The 21286-nt window shown below is 75.4% G+C and carries 18 protein-coding genes and 1 tRNA gene; 6 read left to right on the plus strand and 13 right to left on the minus strand.

The window, feature by feature from the left end; genetic code table 11:
* Positions 1–91 precede the first annotated feature (91 nt).
* The 3 genes from bcp (at position 92) to ECOMGDLI_RS11400 (ending at position 1315) form a co-directional block, all read left to right on the plus strand.
* Positions 92–556, plus strand: coding sequence for a thioredoxin-dependent thiol peroxidase (bcp, locus tag ECOMGDLI_RS11390; RefSeq protein ID WP_088316953.1), 465 nt, complete (start codon positions 92–94; stop codon positions 554–556).
* A gap of 65 nt (positions 557–621) precedes the next feature.
* Complete coding sequence (locus ECOMGDLI_RS11395) at positions 622–1182, plus strand: Uma2 family endonuclease (protein WP_088316954.1); 561 nt, start codon at positions 622–624, stop codon at positions 1180–1182.
* A 48-nt stretch (positions 1183–1230) separates the two neighbouring features.
* A tRNA-Leu gene (locus ECOMGDLI_RS11400) sits at positions 1231–1315 on the plus strand.
* 12 nt (positions 1316–1327) lie between these two features.
* Here ECOMGDLI_RS11400 and ECOMGDLI_RS11405 read toward each other — a convergent pair.
* The 4 genes from ECOMGDLI_RS11405 to ECOMGDLI_RS11420 are packed head-to-tail and all read right to left on the minus strand — an operon-like array spanning position 1328 to position 6988.
* Positions 1328–2617: an MFS transporter gene (locus tag ECOMGDLI_RS11405; RefSeq protein WP_198954772.1), complete on the minus strand. Its 1290-nt coding sequence runs from the start codon at positions 2615–2617 to the stop codon at positions 1328–1330.
* Complete coding sequence (locus tag ECOMGDLI_RS11410) at positions 2614–4011, minus strand: GH1 family beta-glucosidase (protein WP_233153413.1); 1398 nt, start codon at positions 4009–4011, stop codon at positions 2614–2616. The genes ECOMGDLI_RS11405 and ECOMGDLI_RS11410 overlap by 4 nt, the downstream gene beginning before the upstream one ends.
* The gene (locus tag ECOMGDLI_RS11415) at positions 4008–5579 is read right to left on the minus strand and encodes an FGGY-family carbohydrate kinase (RefSeq protein ID WP_088316955.1); all 1572 of its coding nucleotides are present in this window, start codon (positions 5577–5579) and stop codon (positions 4008–4010) included. The genes ECOMGDLI_RS11410 and ECOMGDLI_RS11415 overlap by 4 nt, the downstream gene beginning before the upstream one ends.
* The gene (locus tag ECOMGDLI_RS11420) at positions 5576–6988 is read right to left on the minus strand and encodes an aminotransferase class V-fold PLP-dependent enzyme (protein WP_158220977.1); all 1413 of its coding nucleotides are present in this window, start codon (positions 6986–6988) and stop codon (positions 5576–5578) included. Before ECOMGDLI_RS11420 ends, ECOMGDLI_RS11415 begins: the two co-directional genes overlap by 4 nt.
* Positions 6989–7220: 232 nt before the next feature.
* On the opposite strand from ECOMGDLI_RS11420, the gene ECOMGDLI_RS33795 reads away from it, so the two are divergent.
* On the plus strand, positions 7221–7835 hold the full coding sequence (locus tag ECOMGDLI_RS33795; RefSeq protein ID WP_143447657.1) for a TetR/AcrR family transcriptional regulator: 615 nt from the start codon (positions 7221–7223) through the stop codon (positions 7833–7835).
* 334 nt (positions 7836–8169) lie between these two features.
* On the opposite strand, the gene ECOMGDLI_RS11430 is transcribed toward ECOMGDLI_RS33795, so the two are convergent.
* From ECOMGDLI_RS11430 to ECOMGDLI_RS11440, 3 genes are all read right to left on the minus strand, one after another.
* The gene (locus ECOMGDLI_RS11430; protein ID WP_088316958.1) at positions 8170–8853 is read right to left on the minus strand and encodes a fasciclin domain-containing protein; all 684 of its coding nucleotides are present in this window, start codon (positions 8851–8853) and stop codon (positions 8170–8172) included.
* Positions 8854–8972: 119 nt separating this feature from the next.
* Positions 8973–10640, minus strand: a complete 1668-nt coding sequence (locus ECOMGDLI_RS11435) for a molybdopterin-dependent oxidoreductase (protein ID WP_088316959.1) — start codon at positions 10638–10640, stop codon at positions 8973–8975.
* Positions 10641–10710: 70 nt separating this feature from the next.
* Entirely contained in the window at positions 10711–12258 is a 1548-nt protein-coding gene (locus ECOMGDLI_RS11440; protein WP_088316990.1) for a molybdopterin-dependent oxidoreductase, read from the minus strand.
* A 284-nt stretch (positions 12259–12542) separates the two neighbouring features.
* Here ECOMGDLI_RS11440 and dacB point away from each other — a divergent pair, with 284 nt between their 5' ends.
* Positions 12543–14216 (plus strand): D-alanyl-D-alanine carboxypeptidase/D-alanyl-D-alanine-endopeptidase, encoded by a 1674-nt coding sequence (dacB, locus tag ECOMGDLI_RS11445; RefSeq protein WP_088316960.1) that lies wholly within the window; start codon positions 12543–12545, stop codon positions 14214–14216.
* Positions 14217–14237: 21 nt separating this feature from the next.
* Here the strand turns inward: dacB and ECOMGDLI_RS11450 are convergent, their stop codons facing one another.
* The gene (locus ECOMGDLI_RS11450) at positions 14238–14873 is read right to left on the minus strand and encodes a response regulator transcription factor (RefSeq protein WP_198954781.1); all 636 of its coding nucleotides are present in this window, start codon (positions 14871–14873) and stop codon (positions 14238–14240) included.
* Positions 14873–16825 carry a histidine kinase gene (locus ECOMGDLI_RS11455; RefSeq protein WP_088316962.1) on the minus strand — a complete coding sequence of 651 codons (1953 nt, stop codon included), beginning with the start codon at positions 16823–16825 and terminating at the stop codon, positions 14873–14875. Before ECOMGDLI_RS11455 ends, ECOMGDLI_RS11450 begins: the two co-directional genes overlap by 1 nt.
* 138 nt (positions 16826–16963) lie before the next feature.
* On the opposite strand from ECOMGDLI_RS11455, the gene ECOMGDLI_RS11460 reads away from it, so the two are divergent.
* A complete protein-coding gene (locus ECOMGDLI_RS11460) occupies positions 16964–17560 on the plus strand; it encodes a hypothetical protein (protein WP_088316963.1) in 597 nt (198 codons plus the stop codon).
* Here ECOMGDLI_RS11460 and rdgB read toward each other — a convergent pair.
* Genes rdgB through ECOMGDLI_RS11480 form a run of 4 tightly spaced genes read right to left on the minus strand, consistent with a single transcriptional unit; the run spans position 17499 to position 21268 of the window.
* A complete protein-coding gene (rdgB, locus tag ECOMGDLI_RS11465) occupies positions 17499–18101 on the minus strand; it encodes an RdgB/HAM1 family non-canonical purine NTP pyrophosphatase (RefSeq protein ID WP_088316964.1) in 603 nt (200 codons plus the stop codon). The two genes, ECOMGDLI_RS11460 and rdgB, sit on opposite strands and share 62 nt — an antisense overlap.
* A complete protein-coding gene (gene rph / locus ECOMGDLI_RS11470) occupies positions 18098–18838 on the minus strand; it encodes a ribonuclease PH (protein ID WP_088316965.1) in 741 nt (246 codons plus the stop codon). The genes rdgB and rph overlap by 4 nt, the downstream gene beginning before the upstream one ends.
* A 28-nt stretch (positions 18839–18866) precedes the next feature.
* Positions 18867–20384: an AMP-binding protein gene (locus tag ECOMGDLI_RS11475; RefSeq protein WP_088316966.1), complete on the minus strand. Its 1518-nt coding sequence runs from the start codon at positions 20382–20384 to the stop codon at positions 18867–18869.
* Complete coding sequence (locus tag ECOMGDLI_RS11480) at positions 20381–21268, minus strand: amidohydrolase family protein (RefSeq protein ID WP_088316967.1); 888 nt, start codon at positions 21266–21268, stop codon at positions 20381–20383. Before ECOMGDLI_RS11480 ends, ECOMGDLI_RS11475 begins: the two co-directional genes overlap by 4 nt.
* Positions 21269–21286 lie beyond the last annotated feature (18 nt).

Consider the following 21286-nt stretch of genomic DNA (forward strand, 5'->3'; position numbering starts at 1 on the left):
GGGCGGCGCCTACGATGGCGCCGCCCCTGTCCGTCGTCCCCGTCGGTCCGACAACCAGCCGGTCCGGCAACACGTCCCCCGAGGAGCTGTCGTGCCCCAGGTCGCCGTCGGTGAGAAGGCCCCGGACCTCACCCTGCCCGCCGCGGACGGCTCGACCGTCTCCCTCGCGGACCTGCGCGGCAAGCACGTCGTCGTCTACTTCTACCCGGCGGCGATGACGCCCGGGTGCACGAAGCAGGCGTGCGACTTCCGCGACTCCCTCGACGCGCTGGCGGCCCAGGGCTACGCCGTGCTCGGGGTCTCCCCCGACAAGCCCGAGAAGCTCCAGAAGTTCGTCGAGCGCGACGGCCTGACCTTCCCGCTGCTCTCCGACCCCTCGCACGCGACGATGGAGGCCTGGGGCGCCTGGGGCGAGAAGTCGCTCTACGGCAAGAAGGTCGTCGGCGTCATCCGCTCGACCGTCGTCGTCGACCCCGAGGGCGTCGTCGAGTACGCGCGCTACAACGTCAAGGCCACCGGGCACGTCGCGGCCCTGCGCAAGGCGCTCGGGATCTGACGGACCCCGGCCCTACACTGCAGACGGCGGTGGGGGCCGTCGTCCGCAAGGGAGGAGCACGCCGCATGAGTGCACTGTGGCCGGACCATCTCCTGACGCTCGCCGAGTGGGACGACGTCCCCGTGGAGAGCTCTCGACGACTCGAACTCGTCGAAGGGGTCGTCCAGGTGGTGCCACGTCCGACCGTCCAGCACCAGGTCGCGATGGCGAACCTCGCCGCAGAGCTGAACCGGCAGCTTCCGACGCACCTGCTCGCTGCGCCTGATGTCGAGGTACTCGTCGACGCCGCCTTCCCGCCGACCGTTCGCGCACCGGATGTCGTCGTGCTGCCGACGACGCTGCTGGACAGCAACCCGTCCAGGGTTCTCGCGTCAGACGTGGCACTCGCGGTCGAGATCGTGTCCCCGGGCACCGGCCGCACGGACCGGGTCATGAAGCCGGTCGAGTACGCAGACGCCCGCATCGGGACCTACTGGGTTCTCGACCTGGCCGATCCGGAGGCGTCGAGGGCGTTCGTCCTCGTGGACGGCGAGTACGAGGAAGCAGCACGCGGCCCGCACCGGCTCACCGTCCTGAGCCCGGTACCGCTGGACATCGACCTGTCGGCTCTTCCCCGTCGACGCTGACGTCCGGCCGCCGCAGGGCTGCGTCCGATCGCCTACTCTGGCCTCCTCGCGGGAGTGGTGTAACTGGCAGCCACGCAGGATTTAGGTTCCTGTGCCTTCGGGCGTGCGGGTTCGAGTCCCGCCTTCCGCACCACGGCCCTGCCCGTCAGGGCACGCCCTTGATCTTGTGCACGAGCACCGAGCCGGCGACGGTCACGACCGCGACCGCGAGGTACAGCGTCGGGTAGCCGCCGAACGTCGACACCAGCGGTGCCGCGACGACCGGGCCGAGCACCTGCGGCGCGGAGTTCGCGATGTTGATGATCCCGAGGTCGCGGCCCCGGTCCGCCGCGGTCGGCAGCACCTGGGTGACGAGCGCCTGGTCGACGGACATGTACACGCCGAACCCGAGGCCGAGAACCGCCGCGGAGCCCAGGACGACCGGCCACGTCGGCCAGAACGCGAGGGTGACACCGGGCACCGCCATGACGAGCCCGGAGACGACGACCGAGCGCTTCCGGCGTCCGCTGCGGTCCGAGACGACGCCGCCGACGACGGTCGCGACGACGGTGACGGCGACGTAGACGAGGATGACGAGGAACAGGCCGTCCTCGGCCTTCGCGCCGGGGAACAGCTGCTCGTAGCGCACCTCGTCGCGCAGGTAGTAGAGCAGGTACAGGGTCGCGAGCGCGTTGCCGAGCTGCACGAGGAAGCGCGTCGCGAACGCCCACGCGAAGTCGGGGTGCGCGCGCGGGCTCAGCCAGAAGCGGCGCAGGAACGCGCGCCAGGACCACGCCGGGCGGTCGGCCGGGTGCAGCCGCGGGTCGGGTGAGAGCAGCACGAACGGCAGAGTCAGCGCGACGACGAGGGCGGCGGTCACGAGGTAGCCCGGGGCGTTGCCCGTGACGAGCAGCGCGACGACGAGGACGCCCAGGACCACGCCCAACGACTGCGGCACGCTGATCCACCCCGACACCGTCGCACGCTGGACGACGGGCACCTGGTCCGGGACGACGGCTGTCACCGCCGCCTGCAGCAGGTTCAGCCCGGCCTGCGCGACGCACCAGCCGATGACGACGGCGAGCAGCGTCGTCCCGCCGGCGAGCGCGGCGAGCCCGGCGGCGCCGAGCAGCGCACCGCCGAGCGCCCACGGCCGGCGGCGGCCGAACCGGCTCGTCGTCCGGTCGGACAGCGCGCCGGCGACCGGGTTGACGACGACGGCGACGAGCGCACCGGCCCCGGTCGCGACGGCGAGGAACGTCGTCTTCCCCGCGGGGTCGATCGCCTGCGCCTGGTTGGGGAGCAGCACCTGGAGCGGGCCGAAGTAACCCATCCAGAGCCCGAGGTTGGCGAGGGCGACGAGCGTCGTCCACCGGGCGCCGACGCGGGCGGTCGGCTCGGCGAGGGCGGACGGCGTCCCGCCCGTGGTCGCGGCGCCCGGCGCCGGGGTGCTCACGGCAGCGGCCCGCGCTGGGCGGCGACCTCGTCGCGCAGCCACGCGTAGGAGTCCTTCGGCGTCCGCACGAGGGTCTCGAAGTCGACGTGCACGAGGCCGAACCGCTGGCTGTACCCGTCGGCCCACTCGAAGTTGTCCAGCAGCGACCACACGTAGTACCCGCGGACGTCGACCCCGTCGGCGATCGCGGCGTGCAGGGCCCGCAGGTGCCCGTCGAGGAAGGCGATCCGCTCGGGGTCGTGCACGGCACCGTCCGGGGCGACGACGTCCGGGTAGGAGCAGCCGTTCTCGGTGACCCACACCGGGGGCAGTGCACGCCCGTACCGGGCCTGCAGGCCGGTGAGCAGGTCGTGCAGGCCGCCGGGCAGGACCGGCCAGTCGAAACCGGTGCGGGTCGGGGCCTCGACGCGGACCGGGGCGAACGGGAGCGGCCCGTCGGGCGCGGCCGCGACGTGCGTCGGGTTGTAGTAGTTCACGCCGAGGCCGTCGAGGTGGTGGCCGCGGCCCGAGATCGTCGCGAGGTCGCCGTCCAGCACCCACGGCGGCATCTCGGGCAGTCCGACCGCGGACAGGTCCGGGTAGCGGCCGAGCAGCACGGGGTCGGTGAAGAACCGGTTGTGCAGCGCGTCGTACACGGCTGCGGCCGCGGCGTCGGCCGGGTCGTCGGAGGCCGGCGCGACGGGGGTGAGGTTGTTCGTGAGGAGCACCTCGGGCCGCCGGCCCGTCGCGGACCCGCTGCTGCGCAACGCCTCGGCGGCCAGGCCGTGGGCGAGGAGCTGGTGGTGGCCGGCGGGCAGCGCGTCGAGGAGCAGGGCCCGGCCGGGGGCGTGGCTGCCGAACGCGTACCCGAGCGCCATGTGGATGAACGGCTCGTTGAGGGTCACCCAGCGCGGCACCCGGTCCCCGAGCCGGTCCGCGACGACCGCCGCGTAGTCGCCGAACCGGTGGGCGGTGTCCCGCGAGAGCCAGCCGCCGGCGTTCTCGAGCGGCTGCGGCAGGTCCCAGTGGAAGAGCGTGGGCAGCGGGGTGATCCCCTTGTCCAGCAACGCGTCGACGAGCCGGTCGTAGAACGCGAGGCCGGCCTCGTTGACGGCGCCGGACCCGGTCGGGACGACCCGCGGCCACGCGACGGAGAACCGGTAGCCGGTGAGCCCGAGGCCCGCGAGCAGGTCGACGTCCTGCGGCCAGCGGTGGTAGTGGTCGCACGCGACGTCCCCGGTGTCGCCGTCCCGGACCCGCCCCTCGGTGCGGCAGAACGTGTCCCAGACCGACGGGCCCCGGCCGTCCTCGGCCACGGCGCCCTCGATCTGGTACGACGCCGTCGCGGCACCCCAGACGAACCCGTCGGGGAACCGGGGCAGCCGTGCCGTCGCGGCCCCGCCGTGGCCGGTCACGACGCGGCCCCGTTGAGGCGGGCGAACATCTTCTTCTGGCGCGTGTAGAGGCCCGGGAACTCGGCGTAGAGCCGGGCGTACGTCGCGACCCGCTGCGGGTCGGGCACGTACGTCGCGCGCACCGGGGTGAGGTCCGGCAGGTCCTCGACGCGCACCCGGCCGAGCGCGATGCCGGCGTTGAAGGCTGCCCCGCGCAGGGTCGCGGCGTCCGGGTCCTCGACCTGCTCGACGGCCCGGTCGAAGACGTCGGCGTGGATCTGGCACCACAGGTCGGACCGGGCGCCGCCGCCGACCATCCGGACCGCGCCGAGCCGACGTCCGGTGAACTTCTCGAGGATGTCGAAGCTCCAGCGGTCGTTGTAGGCGACGCCCTCGAGGACGGCCCGCACGAGGTCGGCCCGCACGGTGGAGAGCGAGACGTTGTGGAAGCCGCCGCGGGCCGCCCGGTCGGTGATCGGCGTCCGCTCCCCCATGAGCCACGGCGTGAAGATGACCCCGCCGGCGCCCGGTGCGGCCTGCGCCGCGAGGGTGTCGAGGTCGGCGTAGGTGAGCGGGTCGTCGGGGCCGGCGACGAGCCCGCGCAGCCAGTGCAGGCACCGGCCGGACGTCTCGTGGTTGTTGAGGACGACGTAACGGTCCGGCAGCGTGCTCGGCACCGACGCGAACGCCCGGACGACGTCGGTCTTCTTCGCCGGCACGTGGCAGGAGACCCAGGACGTCGTCCCGAGGCTCACGTGCGGCGCGTACAGGTCCGTGGCGCCGGACCCGAGGGCGGTCGTCAGGGCGTCCCCGACACCGGCGACGACGTGCGCGCCCGGCGGCACGCCCAGCCTGCGGGCGACGTCCGGGAGCACCGGCCCGAGCACGGACCCGTTGCGCACCAGGGGCGGGAGCTTGTCGGGGTCGACCCCGGAGCGCCGGACGAGCCCGGGGTCGTAGCCGCCGGGGTCGAGCCGCCGGTTGTCCGTGAGCCAGACGCCGATCATCGACGCCTGGGTCGCCGCGGCCCGGCCGGACAACCGCATGGCGATGTAGTCCACCGGCTCCATGAGCCAGCGCGCCGCAGCGTGCACGGCGGGCTGCTCGGCGGCGAGGAACCAGCGGTGGCCGAGCGGGTCGGCGCCGTCCAGGGAGGGCGCACCGCCGCTGCGGCGCACCCACGCGAGCAGGGCCCGCGGGTCGTAGCCGGCGACCGGGCCGCCGACCCGGCGCACCGACTCCGGGCCGCCCCGGCTGTCGAGCCACATGATGCACGGCCCGACCGGGGTGCCGTCCTCGGCGACGGGGACGGTCGAGGACCACTGCCCGGTGACGGTCAGCGCGACGACGTGCCCGGCGTCCGCGGTCGCCGCGACCGCGCGGGCGCCGAGCTCGAGGACGAGTTCCCACCACCGGTGGGCGTCCTGGGTGGCGGCCCCGCCGGGGGCGAGCAGGAGGTCGAGGTCGACGCCCTCGGCGTGGACGACGCGCCCCGTGAGGGACACGACGCCGACCTTGAGGGCCGTCGTCCCGAGGTCGACGACGAGGACGAGCGACCCGTCGTCCGGCGCCCCCGCCGCCGCGCTCACGGGGCCGGCTCGTAGAAGGCGTCGAGCGCGGCGGACAGGAGCTGTCCCGCGGCCTGCACCCCGGCCGGGCCCGCGCCCGAGAGGCCGTAGAGCGCACCGCTGCGCGCGGAGCCGGCCGGCCGGCCGCGGGCGGCGTCCACGGCCTCCCGCAGGTCGGCGAGGAACTGCTCGACGACGCCGTCCGCGCTGTTCGGCCGGGTCACGCAGAAGTGCAGGCCGGGCGGCAGCTGGATGCCGTTGAGCCGCCAGCCGCGGGCGATGAGCTCGTCGTTGACGACGTAGACGTCGACGTCGGGGTCGCCGCTGCGGAAGGCCACCATGAACGGCGAGCGCCCGATGAGCTCGAGGCCCTCGACGGCCTCGACCCCGGCGCGCATCGTGTCGGCCGCCGTGAGGATCTGCCGGGCGGCGTCGAGGTAGCCCTCCTCGCCCAGGGTGACCATCGCCGCCCACGTCGAGGCGATGAGCCCGCCCGAGCGGCTGCCCGCCATCCCCGGCGAGATGTAGATGCCGCCCGGCCAGTCGGCCGCGGTGAAGTACTGGTGCCGCCGCAGGTCGCGGTCGCGGTACAGGAGCACGCTCGTGCCCTTGAGACCGAAGCCGTACTTGTGGGTGTCGACCGAGATCGACGTGACGCCGGGGACGGCGAAGTCGAACGGCGGGACGTCGTAGCCGAGCCGCCGCGCCCAGGGCAGGACGAACCCGCCGAGACAGGCGTCGACGTGCAGCCCGATGCCGTGCTCGGCCGCGACCTCGCCGAGCTCGGCGATGGGGTCGACGACGCCGTGCGGGTAGTTGCCCGCCGAGCCCATGAGCGCGACGGTCCGGTCGGTGACGTGGGCGCGGACCCAGTCGACGTCCACCCGCCAGTCGTCGTCGACCGGCGCCTTGACGAGCTCGACGCCGAAGTAGTGCGCCGCCTTGTCGAGGGCGCAGTGCCCGGTCACGGGGATGATGACCTGCGGGTCCGTGACCCCGCGGGTGGCCTTCGCGTGGTCCCGGTAGGTGAGGAGCTGCGTCGTGAGGGACTCCGTCCCGCCGCCGGTGAGGACCCCGCAGACGCCGCCCGCCGGCTGCGCGCCGAGCATCCCGGCGGCCATGGCGACGATCTCCGCCTCGAACTTCGTCGCCGACGGGTACATGTCGCGCTGCAGCACGTTGGCGTGCGCGAAGAGCCCGAACGCCTCCGTGAGGAACGCGTAGTGCTCCGGGTCCCCGTGGTAGAGCGAGCCGGAGACGCGACCGGCGTGACCCTGCTCGTCCTCGCGCTCGGCCATCCAGCGCAGCTCACCGAGCACCTCCTGCGCGTCACGGCCCTTCTCCGGCAGCCGGCGGAAGGTCTCGAACCGCTCGCGGTACGGGTAGAACTCCTCGACGAGACGCTGGAAGGCGTTCGGGTCGTCGAACATCGCGCGGGCCACCTCAGCCTCGACAACAGTGCAGTGAGTGCAGTGAAATGGGTCATCGAGGTCATCGTCAAGCACTTGACGGGACCGACTCCCGGCAGCGACGCTCCGGCGGTCGGTCTCGACGAGGCAGGGCGTTTCACGGATACTCGACCCACGGCTGCACCGGCGCGCGACCGCCGCCACGGGAACGTTCCGGTGCAGCCGCTGCATCCCCTGGCGGGAGGAGTGCGCAGTGGCGGCCCGACCCAACCGGCGCGAGGAGCAGCGCGCCCGCACCCGGCAGGTGCTCGCCGAGGCCGCCCTCGCCGCCTTCCTCGAGCGCGGCATCGACGCCGTGACCGTCGAGGAGATCGCCCGGGAGGCCGGCGTCAGCCCCCGCACGTTCTTCCTCCACTACGGGTCCAAGGCCGCGGCGGTCTTCCCCGACCACGACACGAACATCGCCTGGTTCCGCACCGGCCTCGCCGCGCTCCCCCACGACGGCGACGCCGTCCGCGACCTGTGCGACCTCGTCGTCGAGGGGGTCCGGCGGCAGTCCGAGTCGTCGTTCCGGCAGCGCCGGCGCCGCCTCGTCGTGACGTCCCCGGCCGTCCGCGACCTCGACGCCCGCACCGACCGGGACTACGAGGAGGCCGCCGCGGAGCACCTCCTCGACCGCTGGTCCACCGACGCCACCGCCCGCCTCGACGCGCGCGTGCTCGCCAACGTCGTCATCGGCGTCGCCCGCGCGGCCCTCGACGCGTGGGGCCACGACGGCACCGACCCGGTCGCCGCCACCCGCTCAACCCTCGACCGCCTGCTCCTGCCCCCCCTGGGCACCCCGACACGCCTCGCCGTCGCCGGCTGAGCACGCGCCCGCTGTCCGCCCACTCGCCCGCCCGGCCGAGCCCCGACGTACCCCAGTTCGTCACAAGAGACGGCGCCGGGCACGGGTGTGCCCCCGCCCACCTGGTGGTGGACGGGGGCACGCGCCGCTGGGCGCCCCTCAGCCCCAGCGACGCACCCCGGCGCAGGGGTGTCCTGCGGGGTGCCGGACCCGGCACTGCAGCGGGTTCGGAGCGGGTCGGGCCCTGGATGGGTGCGACCGCCCGGTTTCTCGCGGCACCTACGAGGTCCGCGGCGCGCCGTCTCGGGACNTCTCGGGACGGCGCGCCGCGGGGTTCAGCGGTGGGACGACATGATCAGGACTTCGGGGTGAGAACCCCGTCGATGAGGTAGACGGTGGCGTTGGCGGTCTGGACGCCGCCGCAGATCACGTTGGCGCCGTTGACGGTCAGGGCCTCGGGCGTGCCCTGGACGTCGACCGAGTCACCCTCGACGGTCTTCTGCATGCCGACGACCTGCTCGGGCGTGAGGCGGCCCGGGACGACGTGGTACGTGAGCACCGAGGTGAGGAGCTTGTCGTCCGTCTTGAGCTTGTCGATCGTCGCCGCCGGCACCTTCTTGAAGGCGTCGTCGACCGGCGCGAACACCGTGAACTCGCCGCCGTTGAGCGTGTCGACGAGGTTGACCTTCGGGTTGAGCTTGCCGCTGACCGCCGAGACGAGCGTCGTGAGGAGCGGGTTGTTCGACGCCGCGGTGGCGACCGGGTCCTGGGCCATGCCGGACACCGAGCCGGCGCCGCTCGGCACGGCCTTCGCGTAGTCGGCGCAGCCGGGGCCCACCGGGCCGGCCATGGCGGCCGAGGACGACATCGACGGCGACTCCGTCATCGACGGCGACATCGCGCTCGAGGACGGGGCGGCCGCGGCCGTCTCCGTCGTCGTGCCGGACGAGCTGCCGCCGCAGGCCGCGGTGCCGAGGGCGAACACGGCGAGCGCGGGCAGGACGACGGCGCGACGCATGGTGCGGGAGGAGGAGCGCATCGGGATCGGACCCTTCTTCGTGGTGACCCGGCCCGGGAGGTCCGGGCAGGGGTGGTCGGCGCGTGCGGGTGCACGCGATGGGGCGGAACGGGTTCCGGCCGGTGGCCGGAAGGGATGGGTCAGCCGACCCGGACGACGACCGAGTGCCAGCCGGTCGCGCCGTCCGGTCTCGGAGGTCTGCGGGTCTGCGGCTGGGGGTCGCCCGTGGCGTCGGTCGCGCGCACCTCGAGGGTGTGCTGGCCGGGTTCGGCGTCCCAGGCGAAGACCCACTGCCGCCAGGTGTCGAGACTGGGGACGGCACCGAGCGTCGCGGGCTGCCAGGGCCCGCCGTCGACCCGGACCTCGACGGCGTCGACGCCGCGGTGCTGCGCCCACGCGACCCCGGCGACCGCCGTCCGGCCGGCCGGGACCTGCGCGAACGAGGCGGGGACGTCGATCCGGGAGAAGGTCCGGACCGGGGCCTGGGCGGCCCAGCCGCGCCGGGTCCAGTAGGCGGTGGCGCGGTCGAAGCGGGTCACCTCGAGGTCGACGACCCACTTCGTCGCACTGACATACCCGTACAGGCCGGGGACGATCATCCGGGCCGGGAACCCGTGGTCGACGGGCAGCGGCGAGCCGTTCATGCCGACGGCGAGGAGCGCGTCCCGGCCGTCGAGGAGCGCCGCGAGCGGTGTCGAGGCGGTGAACCCGTCGGCGCTCGTCGAGAGCACCATGTCGGCGTCGGGCAGCGGGCCGGCCTTCTCCAGCAACGACTTCAGGGGCAGACCGAGCCAGCGGGAGGTCCCGGCGAGCCGGCCGCCGACCTCGTTCGACACGCAGGTGAGGGTCATGGTCCGCTCGACGAGCGGCTCGGCGAGGACGTCGTCCAGGCTCAGCGTCACCTCGCGCTCCACGAGCCCGTGCAGCCGCAGCCGCCAGGTGCCGGCGTCGACCCGGGGCACGGTGAGCGCGGTGTCGACGCGGTAGAAGTCGCGGTTCGCGGTGACGAACGGCGTCACGCCGGGGACGTCGACCTCGACGGCCGCGGGGAGCGCTGCGGCCGGGTCGGCGGGACGGGGCAGCACGAGGTCCGACGGGCGGACGGCGGCCGCGCGGCGGGCGGCGAGCACCCGGCCGCCCGCTCCGGCGAGGACGGCGGTGCCGCCGACGGCGAGCAGGCTCCCGAGCACCGGACGGCGCGGCAGGTCGGCGACGGGCGGTTCGGCGACAGGCAGGTCGGCAGGCAGCTCGGCAGGCAGCTCGGCAGGCAGGCCGGACGACGCCCCGCCGGTGACGGCGCGCGCGCTCCGCACCCGTCGGGCGAGCAGCACGAGCGCGGCGCCCCCGGCGACGACCCCGAGCACCGTCGGGACCGCGGCCCGCAGGATCCCCGCGAGGCCAGGGTCGACGTCCGGCCGGGTCACCGCCGAGGCGACCGCCGCCGCGCCGAGCAGCACGACGAGCGCGAGCCCGGCGGCCGGGCGACGGCGGGCGAGCAGCCCGGCGACGGCGGACGCGGCGACGAGGACGGCGCCGATGCCCGCGAGCAGGACGACCTTGTCGTAGGCGCCGAACGTGGACACGGCGAAGTCCTTGAGCGGCCCCGGGACGAGGTCGATCGCGGCCCGGCCGACGGCGAGCACCGGGGACGCCCCCGGGGCGACGACGCCGGCGGCGAGGTCGGCGACGCCCAGGGTCAGGGCGCCCGAGACGACCCCGGCGGCCGCCGCGGCGAGCGCGCCGCGGACGTCACGCCGTCCGGCGGTGGCGGCCCGGGGCGCCCTGGGGGTCGTGCTCGTCGTGGTCACGCCGGTTGTTCGGCGCCGCCCCCGGCCCGGATGGGTCGGACCTCAGAAATTCTTTGCCGGTGTCAGTGGGTCAGGTGACCGTGACCTGGATCGTGTGCCAGCCGGTCGCCCCGTCGGGCGCGGGCGGCGCCTGATCCCCGGTCTGCGGCGTGCCGGTCGCGTCGGTCGCCCGGACGGCGAGCGTGTGCCGGCCGGGGGTGGCGTCCCACGCGAGGACCCACTGCCGCCAGGTGTCCGTGCTCGGCACGGAGCCGAGCTTCGCGGGCTGCCAGGGGCCGTCGTCCACCCGGACCTCGACCGCGTCGATCCCGCGGTGCTGCGCCCACGCGACACCGGCCACGGCCACCGTGCCGGCCCGGACGTCGGCCCCCGCGGCCGGGACGTCGATCCGGGACTGGGTCTTGACCGGCGCCTTCTCCGACCAGCCGCGCGGGGTCCAGTAGGCCTGCGCGTCGGCGAACCGGGTCACCTCGAGGTCGACGACCCACTTCGTCGCACTGACGAAGCCGTAGAGCCCCGGCACGACCATCCGCACCGGGAAGCCGTGCTCGACCGGGAGCGGCTCGCCGTTCATCCCGACCGCCAGCAGCGCGTCCCGGCCGTCGAGCAGGACGTCGAGCGGCGTCGAGCAGGTCCAGCCGTCGGCACTCGTCGAGAGCACCATGTCCGCCCCCGCGGTCGCGCCGGCCTTCTCCAGCAACGGCTTGATCGGCAGCCCGAGCCAGCGGGCGTTGCCGACGAGGTCGCCGCCGACCTCGTTCGAGACGCACATGAGGGTCACGTCGCGCTCGACGAGCGGCTGCGCGACGAGCTCGTCGTACGTGAGCGTCACCTCGCGCTCGACCATCCCGTGGATCCGCAGCGTCCACGACGTCGCGTCCACCTGGGGCACGACGAGCGCGGTGTCGATCCGGTAGAAGTCGGCGTTCGGGACCCGGAACGGCACGACACCGTCGACCCCGACCTCGACGGAGGCGGGCAGCGCCGGGGCCGGGTCGGCCGGGCGCGGGAGCGTGACCTGCGCGCGGGACGCCGTCCCGCCGGCGAGCCGGGCCGAGACCGCGCGGCCGACGACGACCGCCGCCGCTCCCCCGGCACCGACGGCGCCGAGGACCTGGAGGAAGCGCCTGCGGTCGGCGCTGCCGGACGGCGCACTGCCGGATGGCGGCGAACCGGCCGGCTCTGAGACCCCGGCACCCGGCGCCCGCGAGGCGAGCGCCGAGAGCGCGACCGAGCCGACGATCGCGCCGAGGACGCTGGGCAGCACGGCGAGCGCGCCGGCGTCCGGCCGGGTCGCGGCGGCGAGCGCCGCGACGGCCCCGAGACCGAGCACGACCTGGGACGCCGTCCCGGCACGGCGGCGCGCGAGCAGCCCGGCGAGCGCCCCGAGCCCGAGGAGCACGACCGCCGCGCCACCGAGGAGGACCGCCTTGTCGTTCGTCCCGAAGGTCGCGACGGCGAAGTCCTTGAGCCACGGGGGTGTCCGGTCGACGAAGGCGTCGCCGACGGCCACGAGCGGCGCCGTCGAGGCCCCGGTGAGGAGGGCGACGACCTGCGCGACGCCGAGCGCCAGCAGCGTCACCGCGACCCCGAGCGCGGCCCAGGCCCAGGCCGGCAGGGGCGGACCGGCGGGGCGGCCGGCCGGCGCGCCGGCCCCGTGCGGCTCGGGTTCCGGGAAGCTCAGGTCGGGCGGTCGGGTCTCCACGGTCCCAGCATGCGGCACCGGCGCCCGCAGGACCTTACGAGGCTCTGACGCCTCGCGCACGACGGCGGGGAGACCGCCGACCCGAACGCCGATATGACTGAATGTAACTGATTCAGCACTCTAGGTCGCGTACGGTGGACGGGGTCCGCGGGGGCGGTACGCGTCGGTGACACGGGGTCGCGCGCGGGGAAGGACACATGACCGGGTTCGACGGACGCCGGGCGGCCGGCATCGGGTTCGCCCTCGTGACGGCGACGGCCCTCGTGGCGCAGACGGTCGCCGGGGTGCACGGGGCGCTGCCGGGGGTGCACGTCCAGCAGGCGACGGTGCGGCCCGCAGCGCAGATCGCCGGGCTCGCGACGACGATCGACGGGATCCTCGCCGACGGCCGGCTCGCGGGCTCGCAGAAGCGCGTCGTCGTCAAGGACGCCGTCACCGGCGAGGTGCTCTACAACCGCAACGGCACGCTCCGCGGCAACCCGGCCTCGAACGAGAAGCTCTTCACCTCGGCCGCGGCGATGGACCTGCTCGGCCCGGCGTTCCGGTTCACGACGTCGGTCTCGCGCACGGGCACGGTCGCCGGCGGCCGGCTCACCGGCAACCTCTACCTGCGCGGGACCGGCGACCCGACGACGCTCGCCTCCGACTACGACCGGCTCGCCGGCGCCGTCGCCGCCGCGGGCATCACGTCGGTCTCGGGCTTCCTCGGCGTGGACGACACCGCCTTCGACGCGGTGCGGCTCGGGCCGGCCTGGTCGTGGGACAACGAGCCCTACGCGTACTCGGCGCAGGTCTCCGCGCTGACGATCGCACCCGACACCGACTACGACGCGGGGGCCGTCGCCGTGACGGTCCGCCCCGCCGCCCGGGGCAGCCGGCCCACCGTGTCCTTCGTGCCGGCGAGCACCCGGTACACCGTCGTCAACCGGGCGACGACGGGCGCGGCGGGCAGCGGCCGGACGCTGCGCGTCGTCCGCGCCCACGGCAGCAACCGGTTCGTCGTCACCGGCTCCGTCCCGGCCGGCGGCGTCGCGAGCCGGCGGCTGCTCAGCGTCTGGGACCCCTCGTACGTCGCGGCCGACGTCTTCCGCGCGGCCCTCGCGAAGCGCGGGATCCGGTTCTCCGCCGCGCCGGTGCTGCGCCGGGCCACGACCCCGACGACGGCGACCCGGATCGCGACCGACTCCTCGGTGACCCTGGCGACCCTGCTCACGAAGTTCCTCAAGCTGTCGAACAACGGCCACGCCGAGGTGCTCGTCAAGGCGATCGGCCGCAAGCGGGCCGGCGCCGGGACGTGGGCCGCCGGGACGAGCGCGATCCGCACCTGGCTCGCGGCGAACGGGGTCGTGACGTCGGCGATCCGGATGAGCGACGGGTCGGGCCTGTCCCGGACCGACCTGCTGACGGCGAACCAGGTGACGAACCTGCTGCGCGCCGTCCGCGCCAAGCCCTGGTTCCCGACCTGGTACGCCGCGCTGCCGGTCGCCGGGCGCGCCGACCGGCTCGTCGGCGGGACCCTGCGCTACCGGATGGGCGGCACCGCGGCCGCCGGCAACGTCCACGCGAAGACCGGCTCCCTGACGTCGGTGTCGGCGCTGTCCGGCTACGTGACGACGGCCGGTGGCCGCAGGCTCGTGTTCTCGGTGATCATCACCGACTTCGTCGCGGCCGGGGTCAAGGACCTCGAGGACCGGATCGCCGTAGCGCTGGCCCGGTCAGGGTCCGCGGCGGGCACGGCGCCGCAGTCCGCGGACGGCGGCGGCACCGGGACCGCCCCCGGCGCGCCGCCGCGGTCGGTGACCGTCCCGGACGACCCGGCCACGGCCGTCGACGAGTCGCAGCTCGAGTGCTCGTGGGTCGGCGCCTGCTGAGCCGCACCCGGACGGACCCGCTCAGGCCCGCAGGAACGTGAGGACGGCGCGCACCCTGCGGTGCTCGCGGTCGTCGGGCGGCAGCCCCAGCTTCACGAAGATCGACCGGACGTGGGCCTCGACGGTCTTGAGCGCCAGATGCAGCGTGTCCGCGACCGCGGCGTTCGACAGACCCTGCGCCATGAGCGCGAGGACCGACCGCTCGCGCTCGGTGAGGGCGTCGATCGGGTCGCGCTCGCGGCGCCGGGCGACGAGCCGGGTGACGAGCTCGGCGTCGACGACCGTCTGCCCGCGCGCGACCCGCTGCAGGTCGGTCGAGAACGACGCGAGGTCGGACACCCGGTCCTTGAGCAGGTAGCCGACCCCGCCCTCGAACTCCGTCAGGAGCCGGAGCGCGTGGTGCGCCTCGACGTACTGGGACAGGATCATCACCCCCACGCCCGGGTGCGAGCGCCGGACCGAGGCCGCGGTCTCGATCCCCTCGGCGCCGAAGCCGGGCGGCATCCGCAGGTCGAGGACGACGACGTCCGGCGGGTCACGCCGCAGCAGCGCGAGCAGCGCCGGCCCGTCCCCGGCCTGCCCCACGACCGTGACGCCGACGTCCGGGAGGATCCGGGCCAGCCCTTCCCGGAAGAGCACGCCGTCGTCCGCGAGCATCACCCGCACGGGACCACCGTCCTCAGTCGCGTGCCTCCCGCGCCCGAGTCCAGCCCGAGCCGCGCGTCGAGCGTCCGGAGCCGGTCGGCGAGACCTTCGAGCCCGCTGCCGCTCCGGACTGCGGCGCCGCCCCGGCCGTCGTCCACGACCTCGAGCTCGAGCCCTTCGGCGGTCAGCCGGACGCGGACGTCGACGGCGTCCGCGCCGGAGTGCTTGGCGGCGTTGGTCAGCGCCTCGCTCACGACGTAGTAGGCGGTCGCCTCGACCTGCGGCGGGAGCCGCCGCGGGACGTCGACGGCGAGCCGGACCGGCACCGCGGACCGGTCGGCGAGCCAGCCGAGGGCCGCCTCCAGGCCGTCCTGCGTGAGCACCGCCGGGTGCAGCCCGCGCGCGGTCTCGCGCAGCCCGGCCGTCGCCTCGAGAAGGCGGTCGCGCGCGACGCCCGCGCGGGCGGCCAGGTCGTCGTCCCCGCGCGTCGCGGCGAGCCGGACGACGCCCCCGAGCTCGAGCGCCGCGGTGACGAGCCGCTGCTGGACGCCGTCGTGCAGGTCGCGCTCGAGCCGCCGGCGCGCCAGGTCCCCGGCGGCGACGATCCGCTGCGCGCTCCCCTGCAGCTCGAGGATCAGCCCCGCCTGGGCCGCGAGGTCCCCGACGAGCCGGCGCTCCGCCGCCCCCATCGGGTCGCCCGGCGCCGTGCGGACGGTGAGGGCGCCGAGGAAGCGGCCGTCGTGCAGGACGGGGACGGCGACCCGCCCGGCGCCGGTGTCGGCGAGGTCGTCGAACCGGTGCGCCCCGTCGGGCAGGGCGCGTCCGGCGGGCCAGGCCGACACCGCCCGCAGGTCGTCGCGCTCCCCCGTCCAGAGCACGACCTCCCGGGCGCCGACACCGTCGGCGACCGTCGTGCAGACGCCGTCGAGCAGCCGGCCCCGCGGCCCGGCGAGCTGCTCCGAGAGCCGGGCGAGCGACTCGTACGGCGTCGCCCGGTGACCGAGGACGAGCCGGTCGGCCAGGCGCTGCGCCCGGCGCCGGACCGGTTCGAAGACGACCGCGACGAGCGCGGTCGCGAGCAGGGCGAGGGCGGTGCCCTGCCCGTGGACGACCGCGCCCACGCCGGCGACGACCGCGGCGTACCCGAGGGTGACGACCCCGGCCATGGTCGCGACGACGAACGCCCGGTTGACCGCCGTGTCGAGGTCGTGGAGCCGGTACCGCAGGATCGCCGCGCCGGCCGCCAGGGGCACGAGCGGGACGGCGAGCACCCCGGGCAGCGGCGTCCCCCACCCGACGAGGCCGGCGACCATGACCGCCCCGGTGAGGACGACCGCGGCGACGAACCAGCGCAGCCGGCTCGCCTCGTCGCCCCGCGCCCGGCGCAGCCGGACGACGACGCTGACGACCCAGGTCAGTTGGAACGCCAGGTACACGACGGGCCGGGCGACCCGGTAGAACGCGTCGGCGGCAGCGGCCCCGGGCAGCGCGAACGGGTGCGGGGCGACGAGGCCGGTCCGCGCGTACTCGACGGGGTACCCCGCGCTGACCAGGCTGAGCGCCGCCCCTGCGACGGCGAGGACGGCGACCACGCGGCGCCAGCCCGGTGACGGCAGGCGGCCGTCCGGGAAGCACATGACCGTGACGCTCACGAGCACGAGCGTCAGCGGGAGCGGCCACACCCCGAGCCAGCCGAGCCACGAGGCGCCGGGCAGCGGGCCGGGGTGCAGCGCGTACTGCCGGCCCGCGAAGAGCACGGCGTGCGCGGCGCCGGTCGCGACGAACAGCCAGCCCTCGCGGTGCCCCGGACGGCGGGCGACGACGTAGAGGCCCACCGCCGTGAAGGAGACGGCGATGAGGCCGTTGTGCAGGTTGCCCGCGTGCAGCCCGAGCGCGGCGCCGCCGGCGACGAGCACGGCGCAGAACCCGCCCGCAGCGAGCACGACGCCTGCCGACCGGCCCATGGCGGTCATCGTGGCAGAGCGGCCGCCGTCCCGGATCAGTGCAGACCCTCGGTGCGTCGCCGGGACTGCCCCGATGCGCGCACCCGGAGCACGCGGGCAGCGTGGTCGGCGTCCACCCGCCCCACCACGGAGGTCGTCGTGACCTGTGAACCCGGCTCGCCCACCGACCGTCTGCTCACCGCCTGCCTCGTCGTCGCTCCGGTCGTGTACCTCCTCGCCGACGTGCTCTACGCGCTGCGCGGCTGGGCCGACCCGACGGCCGGCGTCGTGCACGTCCTCGGCGCGGTCGCCTACTCGCTCCTGGTGCTCCGCGTCGTCACGTGGGCGGACGGCGCCCTCGCCGCGGTGCTCCTCGCGGTCGGCGCGCTCGGTGCCGCCGGCAACGTCGCCTACGGCTTCGACACGATCCACGTCTCGCTCGGCGACACCGCGCTCGTCGACCAGGGCGGCGCGGCGAACCTCATCAAGCCGATGGGGCTGTTCTTCCCGCTCGGTCTGCTGCTCGCCGCGGCCGTCGTCCGCCGGGTCGCGGGCACCGCCGCGGCTGCCGCGATCGCGGTCGCCGCGGTCGCGTGGCCGGTCGCGCACATCGCGAACATCGGCTGGCTCGCGGTCGCCGTCAACCTCGTGCTCGTCGGGGCGTTCGTGCGGACCGCGACCGGGCGGCCCGCCGTCAGCCCAGCAGCTCCGCGATATGCGGCACCAGCCCGCGGAACGCACGCCCACGGTGGCTGATGGCGTCCTTCTCCTCGGGCTCCATCTCGGCCGTCGTGCGCTCCTCGCCGTCCGGCACGAAGACGGGGTCGTAGCCGAACCCGTTCGTGCCGCGGCGCTCCCGGACGAGCACGCCGGTCATCCGGCCCTCGACGACGCGCTCGGCACCGCCCGGCAGGGCGAGCGCCGCGACGCACGCGAAGTGCGCACCGCGGCGGTCGTCGGCGATGTCGGACACCTGGGCGAGGAGCAGGTCGAGGTTCGCGGCGTCGTCCCCGTGCCGGCCGGACCAGCGCGCGCTGAAGACGCCCGGCGCCCCGCCGAGGACGTCGACGCACAGCCCCGAGTCGTCCGCGACGGCGGGCAGCCCGGTCGCTGCGGCGACGGCGTGCGCCTTGAGGAGGGCGTTCTCGGCGAACGTCACGCCGGTCTCGGGGGTGTCGGGCACGTCCGGGAACGAGTCCATGCCGACGAGCTCGACGGGCAGCCCGGCGTCGCCGAGGATCCGGCGCAGCTCCTCGACCTTGTGCGCGTTGTGGGTCGCGAGGACGAGCCGGCTCATCGCGCCAGGGTCTCCTCGAGGGCGGCCTGCTGGAGCACCCGCAGGTCGGCGCAGCCCGCGACCGCCAGGTCGAGCAGCGCGTCGAGCTCGGCCCGGTCGAAGGGGACGCCCTCGGCCGTGCCCTGGACCTCGACGAACCGCCCGTCCCCGGTGCACACGACGTTCATGTCGGTGCCGGCCTTGACGTCCTCGTCGTAGCAGAGGTCGAGCACGGGCCGGCCGTCGACGACGCCGACGCTCACGGCCGCCACGGAGTCGAGCAGCGGCTGGGCGCCGGCCTTGACGAGCTTGCGCTCACGGCCCCAGGCGATCGCGTCGGCGAGCGCGACGTACGCGCCGGTGATGGCCGCCGTCCGGGTGCCGCCGTCGGCCTGGAGGACGTCGCAGTCGAGGACGACGGTGTTCTCGCCGAGGCCCTTGGTGTCGACGACGGCCCGCAGCGAACGGCCGACGAGCCGGGAGATCTCGTGGGTGCGGCCGCCGATCCGGCCCTTGACGGACTCGCGGTCGCCGCGGGTGTTCGTCGCGCGCGGGAGCATCGCGTACTCGGCGGTGACCCAGCCCTGGCCGGAGCCCTTGCGCCAGCGCGGCACACCCTCGGTGAACGAGGCGGCGCACAGCACGCGGGTCCGGCCGAACTCGACGAGGACGCTGCCCTCGGCGTGGTCGAGCCAGTTGCGGGTGATCTTGACGTCTCGCAGGTCCTGCGGGGTGCGGCCGTCGGGGCGGAGGGTCATGGGCGCAGCCTATTGGGGGCGGGGGTGGTCAGCTGCGCTGGGCGTCCCAGGTCGCGGGACCGACCCCGCGCGCGGCGAGCGCGACCTTCTCGACCTTCTCGGTCGGCGTCTTCGGCAGCGCGTCGACGACCTCGACGTAGCGCGGGGCCATGTACGCCGGGCCGTGGGCCAGGGCGTGCTCGCGCACGTCCCGCGGCCGGACGGTGCGGCCCGGCCGCGGGACGACGAAGACCATGACGTCCTCCTCGGTGAGCTCGCTCGGGACACCGAGGGCCGCGACCTCGAGGACGTCCGGGTGGCTGCCGACGACCTCCTCGACCTCGAAGCACGAGATGTTCTCGCCGCGGCGCCGGATCGAGTCGCTGAGCCGGCCGTGGAAGCTCAGCCAGCCGTCGGCGTCGAGCGCGCCGAGGTCGCCCGTGCGCACCCAGCCGTCGACGATCGTGCGCGCCGTCGCCCCGGGGTCCTCGTGGTAGCCGTTCATGACCAGGCCCGGCTCGAGGCCGCGGACGAGGATCTCGCCCTGCTCCCCCGGCCCGGCGTCCGCGCCGTCAGGGCGGACGACGCGCACCTCGTACTCGGCGACGACCCGGCCGGCGGCCCCGGGACGGCGCTCGCCGGGCGGGTCGTAGACCGGCACCCCGGCGTCCGTCAGGCCGTAGACCTGGCGCAGCGGGACGCCGAACCGCTCCTCGAACCCCGGTGCCCACTCCGGCATCGGGACGCCCCAGGCCAGGCGCACCCGGTGGTCGCGGTCACCCGGCTCCGGGTCGCGCTTCCAGAGGATCGTCAGCGTGGCGCCCATGAAGTTGAAGACCGTGGCGCCCGTCGCGCGGACCTGCGGCCAGAACCCCGAGGCGCTGAAGCGGACGTCGAGCGCGGCGGTGGCGCGGACGGCGAGCGCGGCCGACACGGTGAGCGTCGCGGCGTCGATGTGGAACAGCGGGAACGGGCAGTAGAGGACGTCGTCGCCGCACAGCCCGAGCGCGGCCGCGTGGATCTGCCCGGCCCGTACGAGGTAGTGGTGGGACAGCGCGCACGCCTTCGACGGGCCGGTCGTGCCCGACGTGAAGAGCAGCGTCGCGGTGTCGAGGTCGGGCCCGTCGTCCGGGGGCGCCGACGGGGCCGGAGCCGTTGCGGTGGAACAGGTCCCACCGGTCGGGCGGGGACCGGTGACGTCCCGCAGGTGGACGACGTCCGGGCCCGTGACGACGGGCGCGAGCGCAGGGTCGGCGACGACGAGCCGGGCGCCGCTGACCCGCAGCGCGTGCGCCAGGCGCGGCCCCGACAGCGCGGTGTTGAGCGGTGCGTGCAGGGCGCGCATCCGGTTGAGCGCGAACCACACGGCGACCTGCTCGGCGCTGTTGCCGGCGAGCACCGCGACGGCGTCCCCGGCGCGGACGCCGAGGCCGCGCAACGACCGCTCGGCCGCCTGCGACCAGGTGAGGAGCTGGGCGTAGGTCGTGTCACCGTCCGCCGTCCGCAGGAACACCCGGTCGCCCGCCTCGGCCGCCGCCGCGCCGAGCAGCCCGGCGAGCGTCGTCATGCGCCCGGCGCCGCGCCCGCCGGCGTCGCGTCGAGCCCGAGGAGGCGGCGGGTGTTGCCGCCGAGCAGCGCCGCGAGCGCGTCGTCCGGCAGGCCCGCGGCCCGCCACTCGGCGAGCGCCCGGGTCGGCGCGATGACGGGCCAGTCGCTGCCGTAGAGCACCTGCTGCGACAGGACGTTGCGCATCATCCCGAAGAGGGCGTCCCAGCCGGTGCCGGCCCGCGCGACGTACTTCGGCGCGAGGCCGCCGAACTCGAGGAAGACCGTCGGGTGCCGGCGGGCGACGGCGGCGAACTCGGTCGCCCACGGCCAGCCCGCGTGGCAGGCGACCAGGCGCAGGTCCGGGAAGTCGCAGGCGACCTGGTCGAGCATCTCGGGCCGCTCGTGGCGCAGCGGGTGCATCCGGCTGTACGTGACCCCGGTGTGGACGGCGACGAGCAGCCCGAGCTCCTCGGCGCGCGCGTACAGCGGGTAGAGGTGCCGGTCGTCGATGTCGCGCCCGAAGAACGCGGGCTGGAACGAGACGCCGACGAACCCGAGGTCCGCGCACCGCACGGCGTCCGTGGCGAGCCGGCCCGGGAACGGCCGGGCGATGTCGACGCAGCCGACGCCGACGAACCGCCCGGGATGCTCGTCGAGGACGCCGCGCAGCGCCGCGTTGAGCGCGTCGGCGTCCTCGCCGCCCTCGGTCTCGGCGTGCATGACGGCCCGGCCGACGCCCGCGGCGTCGAGCTCGGCGAGCAGCGCGCCGAGCGAGCCGGCGTTCATCTTCGCCGACAGGTCGAGCACCCGGTCGTACTGCTCGGTGACCCGGGGCGGGGCCGCGTACGACCCGGACGGACGGCGGTCCTGCGGCAGTCGGACGCGGGCGTCGACGACCTCCATGCGGGCTCCTCGGTGGTT

The organism is Kineosporia sp. R_H_3, from assembly GCF_002198675.1.
In the GTDB taxonomy this organism is placed as follows: domain Bacteria; phylum Actinomycetota; class Actinomycetes; order Actinomycetales; family Kineosporiaceae; genus R-H-3.